At 60.4% G+C, this 19,674-nt stretch carries 17 protein-coding genes and 1 other RNA gene; 12 read left to right on the top strand and 6 right to left on the bottom strand.

The annotated features are described in order from the left end of the window. The first annotated feature begins 33 nt into the window (after window positions 1-33). The 3 genes from H4I99_RS05070 (at window position 34) to H4I99_RS05060 (ending at window position 6,232) form a co-directional block, all read left to right on the top strand. Window positions 34-768 carry a dienelactone hydrolase family protein gene (locus H4I99_RS05070; protein ID WP_163899711.1) on the top strand — a complete coding sequence of 245 codons (735 nt, stop codon included), beginning with the start codon at window positions 34-36 and terminating at the stop codon, window positions 766-768. Between the two features lie 123 nt (window positions 769-891). Beyond that, entirely contained in the window at window positions 892-2,301 is a 1,410-nt protein-coding gene (locus tag H4I99_RS05065; RefSeq protein WP_163899709.1) for an FAD-binding oxidoreductase, read from the top strand. Window positions 2,302-2,494: 193 nt separating this feature from the next. After that, window positions 2,495-6,232, top strand: coding sequence for an AsmA family protein (locus tag H4I99_RS05060; RefSeq protein WP_163899707.1), 3,738 nt, complete (start codon window positions 2,495-2,497; stop codon window positions 6,230-6,232). A gap of 76 nt (window positions 6,233-6,308) precedes the next feature. Here H4I99_RS05060 and H4I99_RS05055 read toward each other — a convergent pair whose 3' ends face one another. The 4 genes from H4I99_RS05055 to ssrA form a co-directional block, all read right to left on the bottom strand. Next, window positions 6,309-6,530 (bottom strand): ribbon-helix-helix domain-containing protein, encoded by a 222-nt coding sequence (locus tag H4I99_RS05055; protein ID WP_163905741.1) that lies wholly within the window; start codon window positions 6,528-6,530, stop codon window positions 6,309-6,311. 91 nt (window positions 6,531-6,621) lie between these two features. After that, window positions 6,622-6,813, bottom strand: a complete 192-nt coding sequence (locus tag H4I99_RS05050) for a DUF4169 family protein (RefSeq protein WP_163899705.1) — start codon at window positions 6,811-6,813, stop codon at window positions 6,622-6,624. A 58-nt stretch (window positions 6,814-6,871) separates the two neighbouring features. Continuing rightward, window positions 6,872-7,378, bottom strand: a complete 507-nt coding sequence (locus tag H4I99_RS05045) for an SspB family protein (protein ID WP_099058230.1) — start codon at window positions 7,376-7,378, stop codon at window positions 6,872-6,874. Window positions 7,379-7,530: 152 nt separating this feature from the next. Next, window positions 7,531-7,900: a transfer-messenger RNA gene (ssrA, locus tag H4I99_RS05040) on the bottom strand. Window positions 7,901-8,088: 188 nt separating this feature from the next. On the opposite strand from ssrA, the gene H4I99_RS05035 reads away from it, so the two are divergent. From H4I99_RS05035 to H4I99_RS05010, 6 genes are all read left to right on the top strand, one after another. Beyond that, entirely contained in the window at window positions 8,089-8,883 is a 795-nt protein-coding gene (locus tag H4I99_RS05035; protein ID WP_163899702.1) for a thymidylate synthase, read from the top strand. A gap of 32 nt (window positions 8,884-8,915) precedes the next feature. Further along, a complete protein-coding gene (locus tag H4I99_RS05030; protein ID WP_163899700.1) occupies window positions 8,916-9,440 on the top strand; it encodes a dihydrofolate reductase in 525 nt (174 codons plus the stop codon). Window positions 9,441-9,589: 149 nt separating this feature from the next. Then, window positions 9,590-10,684, top strand: a complete 1,095-nt coding sequence (gene hflK, locus H4I99_RS05025; RefSeq protein ID WP_163899698.1) for an FtsH protease activity modulator HflK — start codon at window positions 9,590-9,592, stop codon at window positions 10,682-10,684. 2 nt (window positions 10,685-10,686) lie between these two features. Next, window positions 10,687-11,607 (top strand): protease modulator HflC, encoded by a 921-nt coding sequence (gene hflC, locus H4I99_RS05020; RefSeq protein WP_163899696.1) that lies wholly within the window; start codon window positions 10,687-10,689, stop codon window positions 11,605-11,607. A gap of 10 nt (window positions 11,608-11,617) precedes the next feature. Further along, entirely contained in the window at window positions 11,618-11,803 is a 186-nt protein-coding gene (locus H4I99_RS05015; protein ID WP_163899694.1) for a DUF2065 domain-containing protein, read from the top strand. 97 nt (window positions 11,804-11,900) lie between these two features. Next, window positions 11,901-13,460, top strand: a complete 1,560-nt coding sequence (locus H4I99_RS05010; RefSeq protein WP_163899692.1) for a Do family serine endopeptidase — start codon at window positions 11,901-11,903, stop codon at window positions 13,458-13,460. A 118-nt stretch (window positions 13,461-13,578) separates the two neighbouring features. Here H4I99_RS05010 and serB read toward each other — a convergent pair whose 3' ends face one another. Then, the gene (gene serB, locus H4I99_RS05005; RefSeq protein ID WP_163899690.1) at window positions 13,579-14,469 is read right to left on the bottom strand and encodes a phosphoserine phosphatase SerB; all 891 of its coding nucleotides are present in this window, start codon (window positions 14,467-14,469) and stop codon (window positions 13,579-13,581) included. Here serB and miaA point away from each other — a divergent pair. Continuing rightward, window positions 14,468-15,391 (top strand): tRNA (adenosine(37)-N6)-dimethylallyltransferase MiaA, encoded by a 924-nt coding sequence (miaA, locus tag H4I99_RS05000; RefSeq protein ID WP_163899688.1) that lies wholly within the window; start codon window positions 14,468-14,470, stop codon window positions 15,389-15,391. The two genes, serB and miaA, sit on opposite strands and share 2 nt — an antisense overlap. Here miaA and H4I99_RS04995 read toward each other — a convergent pair. Beyond that, on the bottom strand, window positions 15,376-17,532 hold the full coding sequence (locus H4I99_RS04995; RefSeq protein WP_163899686.1) for an ATP-binding protein: 2,157 nt from the start codon (window positions 17,530-17,532) through the stop codon (window positions 15,376-15,378). The genes miaA and H4I99_RS04995 overlap by 16 nt on opposite strands. Before the next feature lie 33 nt (window positions 17,533-17,565). On the opposite strand from H4I99_RS04995, the gene H4I99_RS24855 reads away from it, so the two are divergent. Together H4I99_RS24855 and H4I99_RS04990 are read left to right on the top strand one after the other, a co-directional pair. Continuing rightward, a complete protein-coding gene (locus H4I99_RS24855) occupies window positions 17,566-17,667 on the top strand; it encodes a 4Fe-4S binding protein (protein WP_483310636.1) in 102 nt (33 codons plus the stop codon). A gap of 204 nt (window positions 17,668-17,871) precedes the next feature. Beyond that, entirely contained in the window at window positions 17,872-19,650 is a 1,779-nt protein-coding gene (locus H4I99_RS04990) for an acetolactate synthase 3 large subunit (protein WP_163899684.1), read from the top strand. Window positions 19,651-19,674: the final 24 nt, after the last annotated feature.

Below are 19,674 nucleotides of genomic sequence, written 5' to 3'. Positions count from 1 at the left end.
CTGAAGAGTTTTTAAATCGCTGAGGAGAACAGAATGACGCAACGGCAAATCGAGGTAGCGACATCCGACGGCATTGCTTCTGCCCATCTGTTTGGCGATGCCGGAGCGGCTGCTGGCGTCATTCTCTACATGGACGCCTTCGGTCCGCGGGCGGCGCTTTTCGGCATGGCGGAGCGCCTTGCGGATGAGGGGTATGCCGTGCTGGTGCCTGACTTATTCTATCGCTTCGGAACCTATGGGCCGTTCGATGCTGCGACCGCGTTCAGTACTCCGGAAACCGCAACGCAGCTGCGGTCGATGATCGGCGGCACTACGCAGGCGATGACTGCCGAAGACACCGGCTTCTTCCTCGCCGCACTGAGGCAGGCCGGAGCGACCGGGCCGATTGCGGCCGTGGGCTATTGCATGGGCGGCAGTCGCGCGCTGACCGCGGCCGGAACCTATCCCGATGACATCGTTGCTGCGGCTAGTTTCCATGGGGGCAATCTCGCAAGTGAGGCGGCCGACAGCCCACACCTTCTGGCTGGCAAGATCCGGGCGCGGGTCTATGTAGGCACGGCTGGCGTGGATGGTTCCTTTCCGCCGGAACAGTCGAACCGGTTCGTCGATACCTTCCGCCGCGCGGAGGTCGATTTCACTCTGGAAAACTATGTCGGCATGGCTCACGGCTGGTGTGTTCCGGACCACAGCGTTTATCAGGTGCGCGGTGCGGAGCGACATTGGCGGCGGCTGACCGCGCTTCTTGCGGAAACTCTCAAGGCGGACTGATGACGGGTCTTGCCGGACCACGCCGGGCTGCGTCTTTCGCTGGACAAAGCCCTGCTGCTGTCCCATAGCTGCGGCCGAAAGACCGGCTTCGAACCGGCCGTGGAATGTGCAGGAGATGCTGTCATGGTGATGAAGGACGTGGTGCCCGGCGTGCGCAACGAGGAGGGGATCGCCAAGGTCCTCGGCATCCTGAAGCAGGAGTTCGGCGAGCGCTTTCATACCGGCCAATCCTTCCGCGAACAGCATAGCCACACAACCACCTATCTGCCGTCGCAACTGCCCGATGGGGTCGTTTTCGTGGAAAATTCCGAAGACGTGAAGACGGTGGTTCGAACCTGCGCCGCCCACAAGGTTCCGATGATCCCATTCGGCACCGGTTCCTCGCTTGAAGGCCATGTGAATGCGCCGAGCGGCGGTATTTCGGTGGATTTCAGCCGGATGAACCGGGTGATCGAGGTGAACCCGGAAGACCTCGACTGCACGGTCGAACCGGGCGTCACCCGCGAGGACCTCAATACCTATCTGCGCGATACCGGGCTTTTCTTTCCGATCGATCCGGGCGCGAACGCCTCTCTCGGAGGCATGGCCTCGACGCGTGCCTCCGGCACCAATGCGGTGCGCTACGGTACGATGAAGGAAAATGTGTTGGCGCTGACCGTCGTCACCGCGGATGGCGAGGAGATCAGGACGGCGCAGCGGGCGCGGAAATCTTCTGCCGGTTACGATCTGACCCGGCTTTTCGTCGGAGCGGAAGGTACGCTCGGCATCATCACCTCCATCACGCTGAAGCTGCAGGGTATTCCCGCCAAGATCAGCGGTGGCGTCTGTGCCTTTCCAAGCCTTAAGGCCGCCTGCGATGCCGTCGTCATGACGATCCAGATGGGTATTCCGGTCGCCCGCATCGAATTGCTGGACGAAATGCAGATGAAGGCGGTCAACGCCTATTCGAAGCTTAGCTATCCCGAGAAGCCGACGCTCTTCCTCGAATTCCACGGCACGGAAGAGACGGTCGAAATGCAGGCCGGGCAGCTCCGGGAAATTGCTGCCGAATTCGGTTCGGATGAATTCCAGTACACCACGAATGCCGAGGAGCGGGCACAGCTCTGGAAGGCAAGGCACAACGCCTACTGGGCTGGCCGGGCGCTCGCTCCGGAGCTGAACGGCCTTTCCACCGATGTCTGCGTGCCGATCTCCCGCCTTGCCGAATGCGTGGCCGAGACCCAGGCCGATATTCGCGAAACGGGCCTTCTTGCACCGATCGTCGGGCATGCCGGTGACGGCAATTTCCATGTGCTGATGCTGTTCAACGACAAGGATCCGGAAGATCTGGCGCGCAGCGAGGCCTTCATGGCGCGGCTCAATGCGCGTGCGCTCGCCATGGGTGGCACCTGCACTGGCGAGCATGGTGTGGGGCAGGGCAAGATGAGCTATCTGGAACAGGAACTGCCTTCAGCGCTGCCGGTCATGCGATCGATCAAGAAGAGCCTTGATCCGGATAATATCTTCAATCCAGGCAAGATCTTCCGGCTGTAAAAGCCAATCCTTACAGTTGCCGCAGGGTAAAATACGGGTAGTCTTGCCGCGAAACCAAAGCATGTCGCGCAAAAGTTTTGAGCGGTTTTGCGGCAACGACATGGGTTGAATGAAGACGTGAAGCGTAGGCGCGAATTCAAAGGATCGCGGCACGCTTTAAAGTAGCCGCGAATGTAAGTGGAGTGGGCAGGTCGTGATCGGACGCTTACTGGTTTTCCTCGGCGGACTATTGGTCGTGGCGTTGTTTGCGGCGCTGCTCGGGCCGATGTTCGTCGACTGGACCGATTTTCGCAAGGATTTCGAGGATCAGGCCAGTCGTATTCTTGGCAAGAAGGTGACCGTGCATGGCGAGGTCAATGCCCGTCTTCTGCCTTTCCCTTCGGTCACCCTGCATGACGTGACCGTCGGTCCCGACAGCGAAGGCGCGCCGCTCGTCACCGTTTCCCGCTTCTCGCTCGATGCGGAGCTTGCACCCTTCCTTTCCGGCGAGGCGCGTATCTTCGACATGCGCATTGAGGAGCCGAAGGCGCGCATCCGGCTTCTGGCCGATGGCACGCTCGACTGGCTGCGCGGCTCGAGCGCGGAAATTCCGGCCCGCACGGTCGTGCTCGAAAAGGTGCACATAACCGGCGGCGAGATCGAATTCATTGACCAGCAATCCGGCCGGACGCGGAAGGTGAGCGGGCTCGACGCCGAGATGACGGCGGCGTCCCTTGCCGGTCCGTGGACTGCAGACGGCAATGCCGTCGTCGATGGCGAGGCCGGCGTTTTTCATCTTGCCAGCCAGCAGCCCAATCCGGCGACCGGGGCAATTCCACTCAAGTTGAGGCTCGATCCCGGCAGCCGACCTTTCAGTCTGGACCTTGAGGGCGACCTTGCACTCGTTGATGGCAAGCCGATCTACAATGGGCGTTTCCAGGGTCAGTGGCGGGATGCCTATGTGGAGAAGGTACCCAACGACCGCAAGCCGGCGCCTGCGCCGCGCGCCAAGGGCGAGTTCGAACTTACCAACGAGCGCATCGTCGTTCCCGAGTACCGGCTTGAGCTGGCGGAGGCAGACAATCCCTACGTCATCACCGGCGAGGCGAAACTCGACACCGGAGCAAAGCCGGAATTCCTGCTAACGGCAGAAGGTCAGCAGGTCGACGTCAACAGGTTGGCGAATGACGGCGGGCAGGGCAAGACCGGACGCAATGCCGCCGGGTCCGTGCGCCAGCGTCTCAACCTCCTGATCGCCATGGCGGCGGATATCCCGGTACCGACCGTGCCGGGACGCGCCAACCTGAAACTACCGGCAATTGTGGCCGGCGATACCGTGCTCCGCGATATCCAGATCGATATTCGCCCTGCCGGCACCGGCTGGACGGTTGAGCGCGCGGCGGCGGTCCTGCCCGGTCGCACGCAGGTGGAAGCGAAGGGCAAGCTCACGCTGATCGGATCGCCTTCATTCAATGGTGATCTGCTCGTGGCATCAAACCAGCCGTCGGGATTGGCTTCATGGGTCTCCGGCGCGGTCGATCCTGCAATCCGGCAATTGAAGTCGGCTGGCTTTTCCGCCGCCGTCAACCTGACGCCCGATATGCAACGTTTCGAGAAGCTAGAACTCGCCATCGGCGATGCGCATCTCAACGGTCGTCTGGAACGGGGATCTCTGAGGGGACAACCGGCCACGCTGTCCGTCGATCTCTCCGGTAATGAAATCGATCTCGATGCGGCGCGGGCGCTCGGAGCGCTCATCGTTGGCGACGATCTCGACAACGGGGTGTTCGCCCAGCGGATTGCCACGCGCATGAAGGTCGGCAAACTTGTCGCTTACGGTGTCGAGAGCCGTGAGGTCGACACGATCTTCACGCTTGACAGCGGCAGCGTTTCGGTCGAGCGGCTGAATATAGGCGACGTGGCCGGCGCTTCGATCCGTGCCAGCGGATCCGCGAGCGGCTCGTTGCTTGATTACACCGGCAAAGCGCAAATCGCGTTTCAGGCCGCCGATCCGACACCCTTCCTGACGATGATCGCAGGCCAGCTTCCGCCGCATCCGGCACTTGCCTGGCTGGTGAAGAGCGCGCCCTGGTACGCCGATGCCAATATGCAGGCAACTGTATCGCTCGGGGATGCCGGCGGCAGCGGTCTGACGGCAAAGTTGAGCGGCACGGCCAACGGCAGCACCATCAGCGCCGATTATGCCGTCGATGATATCGCCGACTTTACGGGCACCGCGGCGCTGAAAGTGAATGCAACGCTCGAAAACCCGGAAACGCAGATTTTGCTCGGTCAGGCGGGGCTTGATCCATTGCCGATAGGGACAGGTGTTGCGGGTCGTCTCGCACTGGATGTCAGCGATCAAGGTGGAGAAGCCGCGGACGTCGCGCTGAGGTTCACCTCCGCCGGCACGGAAGCGACGGCGAGCGGGCAGGTTTCTCTCGATATTGCGGATTTTCTGGCGGGAGCCGGAAAGGTTTCGGTCACGAGCGACGATCTGGAGCCATTCCTGATGTCTGCAGGCGTTGCGATGCCGGCGGTCGGTGGCGGATTGCCCGCGCAGTTTTCTGCAGACGTCAAGCTGGCCGACCGGAAAGCCTTGTTCGACCGGATCGAAGCGATGCTGGACGGAAATGCATTGAGCGGAGATCTGTCACTCGACCTGTCGGGCCAGCCGAAGATCGTGGGACAGCTCAAGGCCGGTCGGGCTGATCTTGCGTGGTTTGCCGAGGCGGTCCTCGGACCCGTCAGCGATCCCGCAACGGGCAAGCTTTCGCAAAAGGCGCTGCCGGCGCGAGTCAGTGAACCCGATCTCGACATTGCGCTGGAGGTTGGCAGCTTCTCATCCGGCATCATCGACCCTGTAATCGGCCTGTCTGCAAAGCTGCGCCGCTCGGGTGGCGAACTCATCCTCGACGATGCTACGGGAGGCTGGCTTGGCGGAACGCTTACGGGCCGGCTGATGGTCGCCAACGCCGACGGGACGGGGCTTTACCAGAGCCGCATCACGCTTGCGGGCGGCGATCTCGCTGATGCCCTGCCGGCCCAGCAAGAGGGTGGTCAGGCCGCAGCAACCGGCCGGTTCGATTTCGACCTCGTCGCGGAAGGTAGCGGCAAGACGGTGTCAGAATTGCTCGGTTCGACCAACGGTTCCGGTTCCCTGAAGGTCGGCGCGCTGACCGTGTCGAAGCTCAACCTTGGGCTCCTGCCGCAGGTTCTGGAGGCGGCTGCTGGCATCAAGGGCGACATCACGGAAGACAAGGTGAAGGCTATCGCGGCGGGGCTGATCGGTGCCGGGCCGGGTCTATTCCAGAACGTCGTGGTGCCGTTCAACATGACCGGCGGCGTCATGCGCATCCAGAACGTGACGCTGGAGAGCCAATCGGCAAAGCTGGATGGTGAAGCCCGCCTCAATGTTATCGACGGAACCATGGACGGTACCGTCCATGTTGCATTCAATGCCGGCGACGATGCGCTGGCTGGCGCCGAACCGGGTATTCGGCTTGCCTATGCCGGCAAAATTGGCTCACCCACGCGGCAACTCGATGTTGGCGATCTGACGAATTTCCTGTCGCTTCGCGCCTTCGAGCGGGAACGACGTCGGGTGGAGGCACTGCAGTCGAATGTGCTGGAGAAGCAGCGGCTAAGGCGTGAGGTCGTCCTTCACCGCTATCGGGAAGATGAGCGCCAGAAGGCGGAGGCCGAGCGGGCGAGAGCTGCCGAGGAGGCACGTCAGAAGGCGGAAGCTGAAAGGCTGGCTGCGGAAGAAGCAGCACGGCGAGCAGCAGCACAAGCGGCTTCCGAAGGGGTTTCGGCCCCGGAGACGCAACCGCCTGGCGATGGGATCGTTACTACCCCAAAAATGCCGGTTTCGCCGGATGACAAGGTTACCCGCGATAACCTTCCTCCTGCGCAGCCGCTGCAGTTCGAGGGGTTGCCGGGCGTCAATTGAGGCCGGGTGAGGCGCTTGCCATATCGCTCTATTTCGGGCCGTCCCGAAACGAATGAGCGTTATGGAGGCGGGCAGCTCAGGCTTGTCGAGCCTTTGCCTTCAACCAATTCAGAACATAAAGTCTCAGCGCCGATGAGAGATTGGCTGTCGGATCACGGACTTCGTCGATCTCCGTGATCAGGGCCGCCAGCGCCAGATCGCGCTCATCGGCGATCATTCTCAGTTCGTCCATGAACGGGTTTTCGAGCGAGAAGCTGGTGCGATGGCCTCGCAAGGTGATCGAATGCTTGTGGATCACCATTGCCTCACTCGGAGGTCAAGCTTTCTCACAAAACGATTCCGGGAATGATGAAAAGTGCCTGAGACGAAATCGTTTTTGGCCAAGCGTGTCACTTGGGCTTCGGGCGTTCCAGCCGTCCCTGATCGTGGGCTTTCTCGGCCTTCTTGTTGAGCGCGTCGGTCAACTGCTTCTCGACCTTGGTGCGACCGAAGGTGATACGGTTCTGTTCGGCCTTTGCTTCCTTTTCGGAGCGGACCTTGGTCTTCCTGAACTGGCGGAGATTGACGACGTCTGCGCTCATCTTTGATGTTCCGGCGAGGGCAAGAGGGCACCTCTCTTGAGGCGCCCCTGATCACAAGTCACTGTTTCTTGCGGAATGCGTCGAGAGAAACGACGGAACCTTCCTTCTTCTCTTCGGCCGGCTTCTCAGCCGTTTCTTCCGTGTGTTCGGCGGCGGCGGAGACTGGATAAGCGGTGATCTCTGCACCTTCCTCGTCTTCTTCTGCGAGCGGCACATCGAATTCGAGTTCGAAGTTCACCGAGGGGTCATAGAAGCCGCGAATCGCGTTGAAGGGGATGACCAGCTTTTCCGGCGTGTCGGAGAAGGACAGGCCGATCTCGAAAAGGCTGTCGGTCACCTTCAGGTCCCAGAACTGGTGCTGGATGACGATGGTCATCTGCTCGGCATACTTGGCCTTCAGGTGCTGGGAAATGCGCACGCCCGGCGCGCCGGTCAGGAAGGTGATGAAGAAGTGGTGGTCACCCGGCAGACGGCCGGTGGCTGCGACCTCCGTCAAAACCTTGCGGATGACACCGCGCAGCGCGTCCTGAGCCAGAATGTCGTAGCGAATATGGTCCTGCGCCATATGGTCCTGTCTTTCTTTCCTGTGACGTCTTTCCACGGCTATATGCCATGGTGCCGGACAGCGCGAAAGCCCCCGGTGACGAGTCATATCAGGCGATAGTACATGATTTTGGCGGAAGGGGGTAGGCGAGGAAGAACGAGGGAAAAGAGTTAGGTGAAGGCTTCTGTTGCCAGGTGCCTTCGGACCCCGCCTCAAGGGGCTAACCTAGAGGGCTTTAGAGTGGGTTTCCCGCACCGCCATTAGGCAGCGAGAGCATAACCCTTAGCGTTGTTGTCGTTTGCAACTACACTTGTGACCCGATAACGGCGGTATCATGCCGAGCAAAAGTTCGATCTTTACACCCTTGTCGATCCTATTTCGCCCCCATCAAAAGCCGGTCATCAAGGACCGACCGGTTTTTGGTGGAGGCGCCGGGTACCGCCCCCGGGTCCAATAGGTTTATTACACCGACCGTTTATCGCCATAGCCGGCCCGAAGGCCGGCAGGAGTGATATAGGTGTTTCCGGTTCCGTTGAAAAGGGGGCATCGGTGCTTTCAGCGGTTGTTGCCGGCTGGCGCGATAACCGTGGGAAACTGCCGCCAGCACCTTGGTCCGCGAGGCCGGGGGCGCTACATGCACTGTCCGGTGCAATTTATCGCAACTCTGCCTTGGTTCCCATGTGCGGGGGCATTAGATTGAAGCGTCCTCCTCTCGAGTCGAAGATGGAACAATGAAGCAGTATCTGGATCTCCTGCAGCATGTGATGGACAACGGTACGGACCGCGGTGATCGGACCGGTACCGGCACGCGTTCGGTTTTCGGCTATCAGATGCGCTACGACCTAGGTGAGGGCTTTCCGGTTCTCACGACCAAGAAACTGCATCTTCGTTCGATCATTCACGAACTGCTGTGGTTCCTGAAGGGCGAGACCAATATCGCCTATCTGCATGAGCACGGTGTTTCCATCTGGGACGAATGGGCCGACGAGAACGGCAATCTCGGTCCGGTCTACGGCGCGCAATGGCGTTCCTGGCCGACCGGCGACGGCGGCCATATCGACCAGATCGCCAATCTGGTGGAAGGCATCCGCAAGAACCCCAATTCGCGCCGGCATATCGTTTCCGCCTGGAACCCGGCCGAAGTGGACGACATGGCGCTGCCGCCCTGCCACTGCCTGTTCCAGTTCTATGTGGCGGATGGCAGGCTCTCCTGCCAGCTTTACCAGCGTTCGGCCGATATCTTCCTCGGCGTGCCCTTCAACATCGCTTCCTATGCGCTGCTGACGATGATGGTGGCGCAGGTGACGGATCTCGAACCCGGCGATTTCGTGCATACTCTGGGTGACGCGCATCTTTACGCTAACCATTTCGAGCAGGCGAAACAGCAGCTTGCCCGTACGCCGAAGGCTTTGCCGAGAATGAAGATCAATCCGGAAGTGCGCGACATCCTCTCGTTCCGTTTCGAGGATTTCAGCCTCGAAGGCTACGAGGCCGATGCAAGCATCAAGGCGCCGATTGCCGTCTGACACCCCGGACGGGCATTCACGAAAGACAGAAAATGTCCAATCCCGAAATTGTGATCGTGGTCGCGATGGCGTCCAACAACGTGATCGGCCGCAACGGCGACATGCCGTGGAAGCTGTCGACTGACCTCAAGCGGTTCAAGGCGCTCACTCTCGGCAAGCCGCTGGTGATGGGGCGCAAGACCTTCGAATCCGTGGGCGGCAAACCGCTGCCGGGGCGCCCGCATGTCATCGTAAGCCGCGGGGCAGCGATAGATGTCGCTGGCGTCGAGACTGTTCGTAGTCTGGACGAAGCCATTGAGCGGGCTAAGAAAATAGCGGTCGAGACGGGTGTTGACGAGGTCTGCATCGCCGGCGGTGGTGAGATCTACCGGCAGTCCCTGCCGCTCGCCGGTGTGCTGCATGTCACCCATGTCGAAGCTGAGATCGAGGGCGATACCGTATTCCCGGAGATAGATCCGGCGGTGTTCGAAAAAGTGCAGGAAACGCAGATTCCCGCCGGCGAGAAGGATAATTATCCGACGCGATACACCACCTACCGGCGTCGTCCTGCGGCATAACGCATTATTTTCCCTAACGGCCGAAGAAGTTAGGTACTTTCCGTTGAAAGGCCTCGGCCCGATACCTATAACGGGACGAGCGTTCCGCCCGCGGCCCGCGAGTGCCGGCGGCTGGGATGATGGGAGCACTTGTAAACAAAGAGGTATTGATGCCCTGGAGCAATCAGAACGGCGGCGGCCCATGGGGCGGCGGCGGTGGTAACAATCAGGGACCCTGGGGGCAGGGACCAAACCGGCCGCGCGGCGGCGGTGGAAACACGCCGCCCGACCTTGAGGATCTTATACGTCGCGGCCAGGACAGGTTGAAGAACATCGTGCCGGGAGGTTTCAACGGCGGCGTGGTGGTCGTTCTGCTTCTCGTGCTCGGCGCATTCTGGGCCATGCAGGCCATTTATACGGTTCAGCCCGACGAGCGCGGTGTCGAACTGCGCTTCGGTAAGCCGCAGGAAGAGATTTCCATGCCTGGCCTGCATTTCCATCTGTGGCCGCTGGAGACCGTCGAAATTGTTAAGGTCACCGAGCAGCAGCAGAACATCGGCGCGAAGGCCTCTTCGTCTTCGAGCGCAGGTCTGATGCTCTCGGGCGATCAGAACATCGTGAACGTGCAGTTCTCGGTTCTCTTCACAGTGAGCGATCCGAAGGCTTATCTCTTCAATATCGAAAGCCCCCCGCAGACGCTGCAGCAGGTTGCCGAAAGCGCCATGCGCGAAATCGTCGGCCGTCGTCCGGCGCAGGACATCTTCCGGGATGCGCGTCAGCAGATTGCAGCGGACGTGAAGGCGATCATCCAGGGCACCATGGATAGCTACGGCGCCGGCATTTCGATCAATGCGGTGGCGATCGAGGATGCGGCCCCGCCGCGCGAAGTGGCCGATGCCTTCGACGAAGTGCAGCGTGCCGAACAGGACGAAGACCGTTTCGTCGAGGAAGCCAACAAGTATGCCAACCAGCAACTTGGTCAGGCTCGCGGTCAGGCTGCGCAGATCCGTGAAGAAGCTGCCGCCTACAAGGACCGCGTCGTCAAGGAAGCCGAGGGTGAAGCCCAGCGCTTCGTCGACATCTACGAGGAATACAGCAAGGCGCCCGACGTCACCCGCAAACGCCTCTATCTTGAAACCATGGAGCAGGTTCTGAAGAACTCCAACAAGGTCATCATCGACGAGAAGCAGGGCGTCGTGCCCTATCTGCCGCTCAACGAGCTCAATCGCATGGGCCAGGGCCAGACGCAGCAGGGAGGCAATTGATCATGTCCAATCGCCTTGTCGCTATCCTGATCGGCCTTGCCGCCGTTCTGCTGCTGATCTACTCGTCGGTTTTCGTCGTCAACGAACGTCAGCAGGCAATCGTTGTCCGCTTCGGTCAGATCAAGGCCGTCTACAAGGACCCGGGGCTGTACTTCAAGCTGCCCTTCGCGTTTGCCGATGCAGACCGCGTCCAATATGTGGAAGATCAGGCGCTTCGCTTCGATCTCGACAATATCCGCGTTCAGGTTTCGGGCGGTAAATTCTACGAGGTGGATGCCTTCGTGGTCTACAAGATCACCGATGCACGCCGCTTCCGCGAAACCGTTTCGGGCGACCGTGACGCTGCCGAAACCCGTCTCACAACCCGTCTCGATGCATCGCTGCGCCGGGTTTATGGTCTGAGGGGTTTCGAATCCGCTCTGTCCGATGCCCGTGCTTCGATGATGCAGGAGGTTCGCGACGACCTTCGGGCAGACGCCGAATCGCTCGGTATCACCATCGAGGACGTTCGCATCCGTCGTACCGACCTGACACAGGAAGTCTCCCAGCAGACCTTCGACCGCATGAAGGCCGAACGTCTGGCGGAAGCCGAACTCATCCGTGCCCGTGGTAACGAAGAAGGCCAGCGTCGCCGCGCAATCGCCGACCGTCAGGTCGTCGAACTGCAGGCGGAAGCACAGCGTGATTCGGAAGTGCTGCGAGGCGAGGGCGATGCCGAGCGCAACCGCGTATTCGCGGAAGCCTTCTCGCGCGATCCGGACTTCTTCGAGTTCTACCGTTCGATGCGCGCTTATAACGGGGCGTTGGGTGGCAACGGCACAACGATGGTTCTTTCGCCGGATTCGGAATTCTTCCGTTATTTCAACGGAACCTCGGGTCCTGCTGCAGCCGCGCCTGCTGCGCCGGCAGCTGCCAACAACTGATAGGGGCGCCATGTCGGATTTTCTGACAGGCGTGGCGTTCTTTCTCATCATCGAGGGGCTGGTCTATGCACTGGCCCCTCGTTTGCTTGTCAGGATGGCGAAACTGCTGCCTGACATTCCTGAAGGGCAACTGCGTCTTTCCGGTCTTGTCGCGATTGCCTTTGGCGTCGCTCTCGTATGGCTGCTTCGCGGATGACGGAGCGGTGAGGTCTCGCCTGAAATTGATTTAACCTTTCATCATTCCGCCTTATGCTGTCGCCAAAAAGCGATTTCTGAACCGCAGAGGAAGCCTCATGACCATCGACGCCCGCAAGCGCCACTCCCTCCTTCCAGCATTCCTGGTCGGGGCAGCCCTTGCCGTCGGCAGTGTCGTCGCGCCATATCCCGTGCGCGCCCAGGGACCAGAATCGGTTGCGGATCTCGCCTCGGGCCTGCTGGACGCGGTGGTCAACATCTCCACCTCGCAGAGCGTCAAGGAAGAGCGCGATGCGCCGATGCCAAAGCTCCCGGAAGGTTCTCCCTTCCAGGAGCTTTTCGAGGACTTCTTCAAGAATCGCGGCAGCCAGGACGGCAATAACAAGGTCAATTCGCTCGGTTCCGGCTTCGTCATCGACCCGAGCGGTTTCATCGTTACCAACAACCATGTGATCGAGAACGCCGATGACATCGAGGCCATCTTCCCGGATGGCTCCAAGCTCAAGGCTAAGCTGATCGGCACGGATACAAAGACCGACCTTTCGGTGTTGAAGGTCGAGCCTCCTGCGCCGCTCAAGTCGGTCAAGTTCGGCGATTCCCGCAAGATGCGCATCGGCGACTGGGTGATGGCGATCGGCAATCCCTTCGGCCTTGGTGGATCGGTCACCGTCGGCATCATCTCGGCCAGCGGCCGCAATATCAATGCCGGCCCGTATGACAACTTCATCCAGACGGACGCCGCGATCAACAAGGGCAACTCCGGTGGTCCGCTGTTCAACATGAATGGCGAGGTCATCGGCATCAATACGGCGATCATCTCGCCGAGCGGCGGTTCCATCGGTATCGGCTTTGCGGTTCCGACGGAGCTTGCTGAAAATGTCATCAAGCAGCTCATGGAATTTGGCGAGACACGGCGCGGCTGGCTCGGCGTTCGCATTCAGCCGGTCACCGACGACGTGGCCGAGAGTGTCGGCATTGTCGGCAAGGCGCGTGGCGCTCTGGTCAGCGGCATCGTCAAGGGGGGGCCGGTCGAGAACGGTCCGATCAAGGTCGGCGATGTGATCGTTGGATTCAATGGGAAGAAGGTTGGCGACACACGCGATCTGGTACGCATAGTCGCCGAGAGCAATGTGGGGTCGGATGTCGATGTGGTCATCTTGCGTGACGGCAAAGAGGAGACCGTCAAGGTGAAACTCGGTCGGCTGGAGGACGAACAGCAGGCGAAATCGGAAGAGCCGGCTGCGAGTGGGGAAGATACTGCTCCTGAAGATGGCGGTGAAGTCGCGCCGGAAGATGACGGTACCATCGAGGAAGATCAGCAGGCGCCCGAGGATCAGGGTAACAGTTCAGCTCCGGTCGTGGACAATCTCATCGGCGTCGAACTTGCCACGCTCGATGATGCGGGCCGCAAGACTTATTCCATTGCCGAGAGTGTTGAGGGTGTCATCATCACCAAGGTTCTGCCGGGCTCGCAAGCGGAGGCCAAGGGGTTGAAGGTCGGGCAAGTGATCGTCGAGGTGGCGCAGGAGTTCATGCAGGTGCCGAAGGATGTCATCGACATGCTGGCCGCGCTCAAGGGTGAGGGACGCCGCAGCGCGCATCTGATGGTGGCCGACGGCGAGGGCAATCTCCGGCTCGTCGCGGTGCCACTGGAGTAGCGCTGATCTCGCAGTTCAAGGAATGATGGGCTTTACACCTGAGAAATCCTGATCAACGAAAACGACCTCCGTGTAGAGAACACGGAGGTCGTTTTCATGAGGATTGCTGTGGCTGGCTTCAGGGGGTGACGAAATCGCTCTTGCGATAGCCCTGTAGGTAAAGGAGCGCGGTGAGGTCGCCGTGGTCGATGCGGATCTTAGCCTGAGCAGCCACTGCCGGCTTGGCGTGGAGTGCGACACCCGATCCTGCCAGTTCAAGCATGCCGAGGTCGTTGGCGCCGTCGCCAACGGCGATCACCTCGGCAGGATCGATGCCAAGCTTGCGGGAGATATCGACAAGGGCGTCGACCTTGGCCTGTTTGCCGAGGATTGGCTCCTCCACTACACCGGCGAGTGCACCGTTTTCCTCGATCAGGATGTTAGCGCGGTTTTCGTGGAAGCCGAGGGTTTCGGCGATGCGTGATGTGAAGACCGTGAAGCCGCCGGAGACCAGGGCGGTGTAATGCCCCTTGGCCTTCATGGTGGCGATTAGTTCCTGTCCGCCCGGTGTCAGCGTGATGCGCTTGGCGATTACTTCGTCGACGACTGTGACCGGCAGACCCTTGAGCAGGGCGACACGCTCCCTGAGGGCGGGTTCAAAGGCTATCTCGCCGTTCATGGCACGTGCGGTAATCGCCGAAACCTTCTCTTTCAGCCCGACTTCCGCCGCCAGTTCGTCGATGCATTCCTGGCCGATCATGGTCGAATCCATGTCCGCGATCAGGAATTTCTTACGCCGTGTATCGGCATCCTGAATGGCGAGGTCGACCGGAAGACCCTCAATTGCAGCACGCAGCACGGTTTCCGCCTCCGCGAGGTCGGCATCATCCCTCAGGGCGATGTCGCAGGCGATGCCGTCCGCGAGCCAGTAAAGACCGGCGGCCTTCACCGCCTCGGCAGCCTTTTCCGCGACGGCGGGTGCGAGAACGGGATTTGACGGATTGGCAATAAGCGTGGCAACGAGAGCCATGATGAATAACCTTGGAAATGACATCGACGCGATCCTGATAACCGGGCCGACTGCCAGCGGCAAGTCCGCGCTGGCGCTCGATTTCGCAAAGCGTTTCGGTGGACAGGTGATCAATGCCGACAGCATGCAGGTCTATGACGTCCTGCGGGTGCTGACTGCGCGCCCATCGGAAGAGGAAATGGATGGAATTCCCCATCATCTCTACGGACACGTGCCTCCCGGCAATACCTATTCGACCGGCGACTGGTTGCGCGAAGCCGGTGATCTTCTCTCCCGGTTGAAGGATCGCAATGTACTTCCTGTGATCATTGGGGGGACAGGCCTCTACTTCAAGGCGCTGACCGGCGGTCTTTCCGACATGCCGGCCGTACCCGATGATATCCGGAGGAGCTTGAGGGGGCGGCTTTCTGCGGAAGGTGCGGAGGTGCTTCACCGAGAACTGGCCGCACGCGATCCAGCGATGGCCGAACGCCTCAATCCGCAGGATGGTCAGCGGATCGTGCGGGCGCTAGAAGTGTTGGAGGCGACGGGGCGGTCGATCTCCGAGTTTCAGGGCAAGGCCGGTCCGATGCTGGTCGATCCTGCCCGCGCTGGCAAATTCGTGGTGCTGCCGGACCGTGCGCTTCTGCATGAGAGGATCAACCGGCGCTTTGCCGGTATGTTCCAGCAGGGTGCTGTAGAAGAGGTCGAAGCGTTGCTGGCGCTTGGGCTTTCTCCCGAGATGCCGGCGATGAAGGCGATCGGGGTTTCCCAGATCGCGGCGATGCTGAAGGGGCAGCTTTCACGGGAAGAGGTCATCGAGTTGGCATCGGCTGCGACCCGGCAATATGCCAAGCGGCAGATGACGTGGTTTCGCAACCAGATGGATGAAAGCTGGGGGCGGATCGATCCCGCGACCTTCTCCGCTCAGTCCTTGCGGTAGAGGCTGGAGAGCGGTTTCTTCAGGATGCTTTCGCGAAGCGTGCTGCCTTCACGACGAAGCGTGCCTCCGAAGGAAGGGTTGGCGGGCGGCGAAGGCTCCTGCGTGTGGATCTCAGCGTAAGGCGCCGGTTCGCCTCGTTCGCGTGGCTGCTGGGGGAATATGCCTTCGCGCTGCAGGGCTGTGCGCTCTTCCGCAAACCTGCTGCCGGGCAGCATGTCGGGACGGTAGGGCTCGACTACCGGCGGCGGTTCGGGTGCGGTGCCGGGATGTGCTGCCGGGGCGGGATGCTCAGGTGTCAGGAGAGCCTGCCGGATCTCATCGAACGTGGCGTTCGGGCCGAGATGGGCCGGGATCTCGAAATCGTCTTCATCCTGCTCCGGGGAGGGAGGTGCGACTTCGTTGAAGCTTCGCGGATTTTTCTCCGGCCGGCTGGCGGGGAAGGAAGTTTCGAAGCTCTGCTGGAATGCCGCAATATCAGGTGCCGCTACGGACCGCATGCGGGCAACGATTGACCGTAGGTCGACCGTATCGGGATTGTCTTCGCTATGCTTGACGCCCGTGCCATTTGCCTTCGGCAGGTGGCTGCTGTCGACACGCGAAAAACGCATGCGCATGGGCACGGCAATTGCCTCGCCGAATGCAATCGCTTCGCCATTGCCGATCGAGGAAATGAAGCTGGTGGTGGAGACCGACGAATCAGGAATGGCGGAGCGAATGATCTCCTGATCCCGGTCGTTCGTCAGGCGCATGGCGAACAGGGTCGAGCACTGCGAGAGGATCGTCTGGTCGAGTTCGCCGGGGCGCTGGGTGATGATGCCCAGCGATACACCGTATTTACGGCCTTCCTTGGCGATGCGGGCGATGGCCTGCCGTGTCGGGAAGAAACCCAGGCTCGGGTCGGATGGAATGTAGCGATGGGCTTCTTCGCAGACGACGAGCATGTGGATCGCGCCGTTCGACCAGAGCGCCAGTTCGAAGGCCATGCGGCAGAGGACCGAGGCGACGGAATTCACTACTTCCGACGGGATTCCGGCGAGCTGAAAGGTGCAGATTGGCCTGTCGTCTCCCGGAATGCGGAAGATCTCCGCAATCGTCTCCATGATCGTGTCGCTGATCGTGTTGTTGGAGAACATGAAGTGATAGCGCGGATCGTTGATCGCCGACATGATGCGCATCTTCAGCGCACGCATGAACGGTTTGTCGCCGCGACCTTCCAGCCGGCCGATACGGTCATCGATCAGCGCCAGAAGATCGGCCATGCGATAGGGCACCGGCGTATCGGCTGTGATCGAGCTCTTGTCCGACGTACGGCGCATAAGAGCGGATTCATTGCCGCGGAAGGCGCGTTTGGCTTCAGGTAGTAGGTCGCGGAGAATGTCGAGTTCCTCCGGCACCGATGGGCGGCCGCGAAACAGCACCTCGGCGAATTCTTCAAGCTTCATCAGCCAGAAGGGCAGGTCCAGCGTGTCGGTATCGACGACAACCGCGTGCTCCGGGAACGCGGCGGCGAACTCGTTGTGCGGGTCGAGGATGAGGACGCGCAATTTCGGATCGGCCTCGATCGCCTTGCGCAGGAGAAGCGAGACCGCCGTTGACTTGCCGACGCCCGTGGAGCCGACCACGGCGAAATGCTTGGAAAGCATCGAGGGAATATGAATCGTCGCGTCGATGCTTTCGTCCTGCGTGAGCTTGCCGATAGCGCAAGAGGAGCCCTTGTGGCTGTCGTAGATGCGCAGGAGATCGGCGGCGCGTATGCGGTGGGCAATGGCACCGAGATAGGGATAACGCGAAATGCCGGTCGAGAACTCGTCCTGGCCACTCAGTCCCTTGTGGACCTCGCCCAACAGCTCGACCTCGATCAGGAAATAGTTATCCGCCTCTTCGCCCCAGTCGCGCGAGCCCGTCTGCATCGAATAGGCCAGCGCGACGACGCGATTTGCCCCGACGCTGATAGAAATCAGGCGCCCGACGGACCAAAGTTCTGTGAGGTCGGTGGACCCTTCTTCCGCCACTGCGGCAATGGTTGCGCGGGAGCCGTTGCAGGCGACGACGCGTCCGAGCATACGATAGCCCGGATGCATACGGTCGCGGCGATCTTGTTCGCCGGCGCTGCCGGATGTCTTCAGATCGTCGTTACGCAATGATGAACTCCCTGCTCGGGGAGGTAATATACCCTGCCGCGACTTAACGATGGGTATATTGCACCGATCGTGTTTTTCGGAAGCGTGGTCTTTTCTGTCTTATTTGGTCGCGTTTTTTGTCATTTGATGCGTTGACGCTTTTTCGATTTGTGTTATCAAACGTGTCATGAAAAATTCGCAGGCTCTTATTGTGGTGGGAAAGCGCATGGGCAGGATGGTGTAACCATCCGGCATTAGCCACCCATGCGCTAGATAACAGGCTCCTCAAAGGGGCCTTTTTTTATGGCCAAAACCGGGCTACGGCTCTTCAAAAAAATCCCTAGGCAGATGGAAACAGGCATGACGGGTAAAGACAATCAGATGACCGGCGCGGAAATCGTTCTGCGAGCGCTGAAGGACAACGGGGTTGAGCATATCTTCGGTTATCCCGGCGGAGCCGTGCTGCCGATCTATGACGAAATCTTCCAACAGGAAGAGATCCAGCACATCCTCGTTCGTCACGAACAGGGGGCAGGGCATGCCGCAGAAGGTTATGCCCGTTCAACAGGCAAGGTCGGCGTTCTGCTCGTAACCTCCGGTCCCGGCGCGACCAACGCCGTTACGCCGCTGCAGGATGCCTTGATGGACTCGATCCCGCTGGTCTGCATTTCCGGTCAGGTCCCGACGAGCCTGATCGGTTCCGATGCCTTCCAGGAATGTGATACCGTCGGTATTACGCGCCCCTGCACCAAGCACAACTGGCTGGTCAAGGACGTCAACGAGCTCGCCGGCGTTATCCATGAGGCGTTCCGCATCGCCCAGAGCGGTCGTCCTGGCCCGGTTCTCGTCGATGTCCCGAAGGATGTCCAGTTTGCGACCGGTACCTACACGCCGCCTTCCGCGCATGTCGCGCAGAAGAGCTATCAGCCCAAGGTTCAGGGCGACGAGAACGCCATTCGCGCAGCCATCGAACTGATGGCGCATGCCCGCCGCCCGGTCTTCTATACTGGCGGTGGCGTCGTCAATTCGGGGCCGGAAGCGTCCAAGCTGTTGCGCGAACTGGTCGAACTCACCGATTTTCCGATCACGTCCACCCTGATGGGCCTTGGCGCCTATCCGGCCTCGGGCAAGAACTGGCTGGGCATGCTCGGCATGCACGGTTCCTACGAAGCCAATATGGCCATGCACGATTGTGACGTCATGGTCTGTGTCGGCGCGCGCTTCGATGACCGCATTACCGGCAGGCTCAATGCCTTCTCGCCGAATTCGAAGAAGATCCATATCGATATCGATCCGTCCTCGATCAACAAGAACGTTCGCGTCGATGTTCCGATCACCGGTGATGTCGGCAATGTACTCGAAGACATGGTCCGCCTCTGGCGGGCGCTTCCGAAGAAGCCCGAGGCTGCGCAGACGGCGGAGTGGAAGGACAGCATTGCTCGCTGGAAGGCGCGCCGCTCCTTCGCCTATACGCCGTCGAAGGACGTCATCATGCCGCAATACGCCATCGAGCGGCTCTACCACCTGACGAAGGATCGCGACACCTACATCACCACCGAAGTCGGTCAGCACCAGATGTGGGCCGCGCAGTTCTTTGGCTTCGAGAAGCCGAACCGGTGGATGACCTCGGGCGGTCTCGGCACCATGGGCTACGGCTTCCCGGCGGCAATCGGGGTGCAGATCGCCCATCCGGAAAGCCTCGTCATCGACATCGCCGGCGATGCCTCGATCCAGATGTGCATTCAGGAAATGTCCTGCGCGGTCCAGTATGAAGCGCCGGTCAAGATCTTCATCCTGAACAACCAGTACATGGGCATGGTTCGCCAGTGGCAGCAGCTCCTGCACGGCAACCGCCTGTCGAACTCCTACACCGAGGCCATGCCTGACTTCGTCAAGCTTGCCGAGGCCTATGGCGCTGTCGGCTTGCGTTGCGAAAAGCCCGATGAACTCGACGACGCCATCATGGAGATGATCAACGTCAAGAAGCCGGTGATCTTCGATTGCCGTGTCGCCAATCTCGCCAACTGCTTCCCGATGATCCCGTCGGGCAAGGCACATAACGAGATGCTGCTGCCGGACGAGGCGACCGACGAGGCCGTTGCGACGGCGATCGACGCCAAGGGCCGTCAGCTGGTTTGACGCGATAGACAGGAACAGAGACAC

Origin of the sequence: Paenirhizobium daejeonense, from assembly GCF_014280875.1 — a bacterium.
GTDB lineage: Bacteria > Pseudomonadota > Alphaproteobacteria > Rhizobiales > Rhizobiaceae > Allorhizobium > Allorhizobium daejeonense.
The sequence above is the reverse complement of the archived record's forward strand: the minus strand, read 5'-3'. Positions and strand labels throughout refer to the sequence as shown.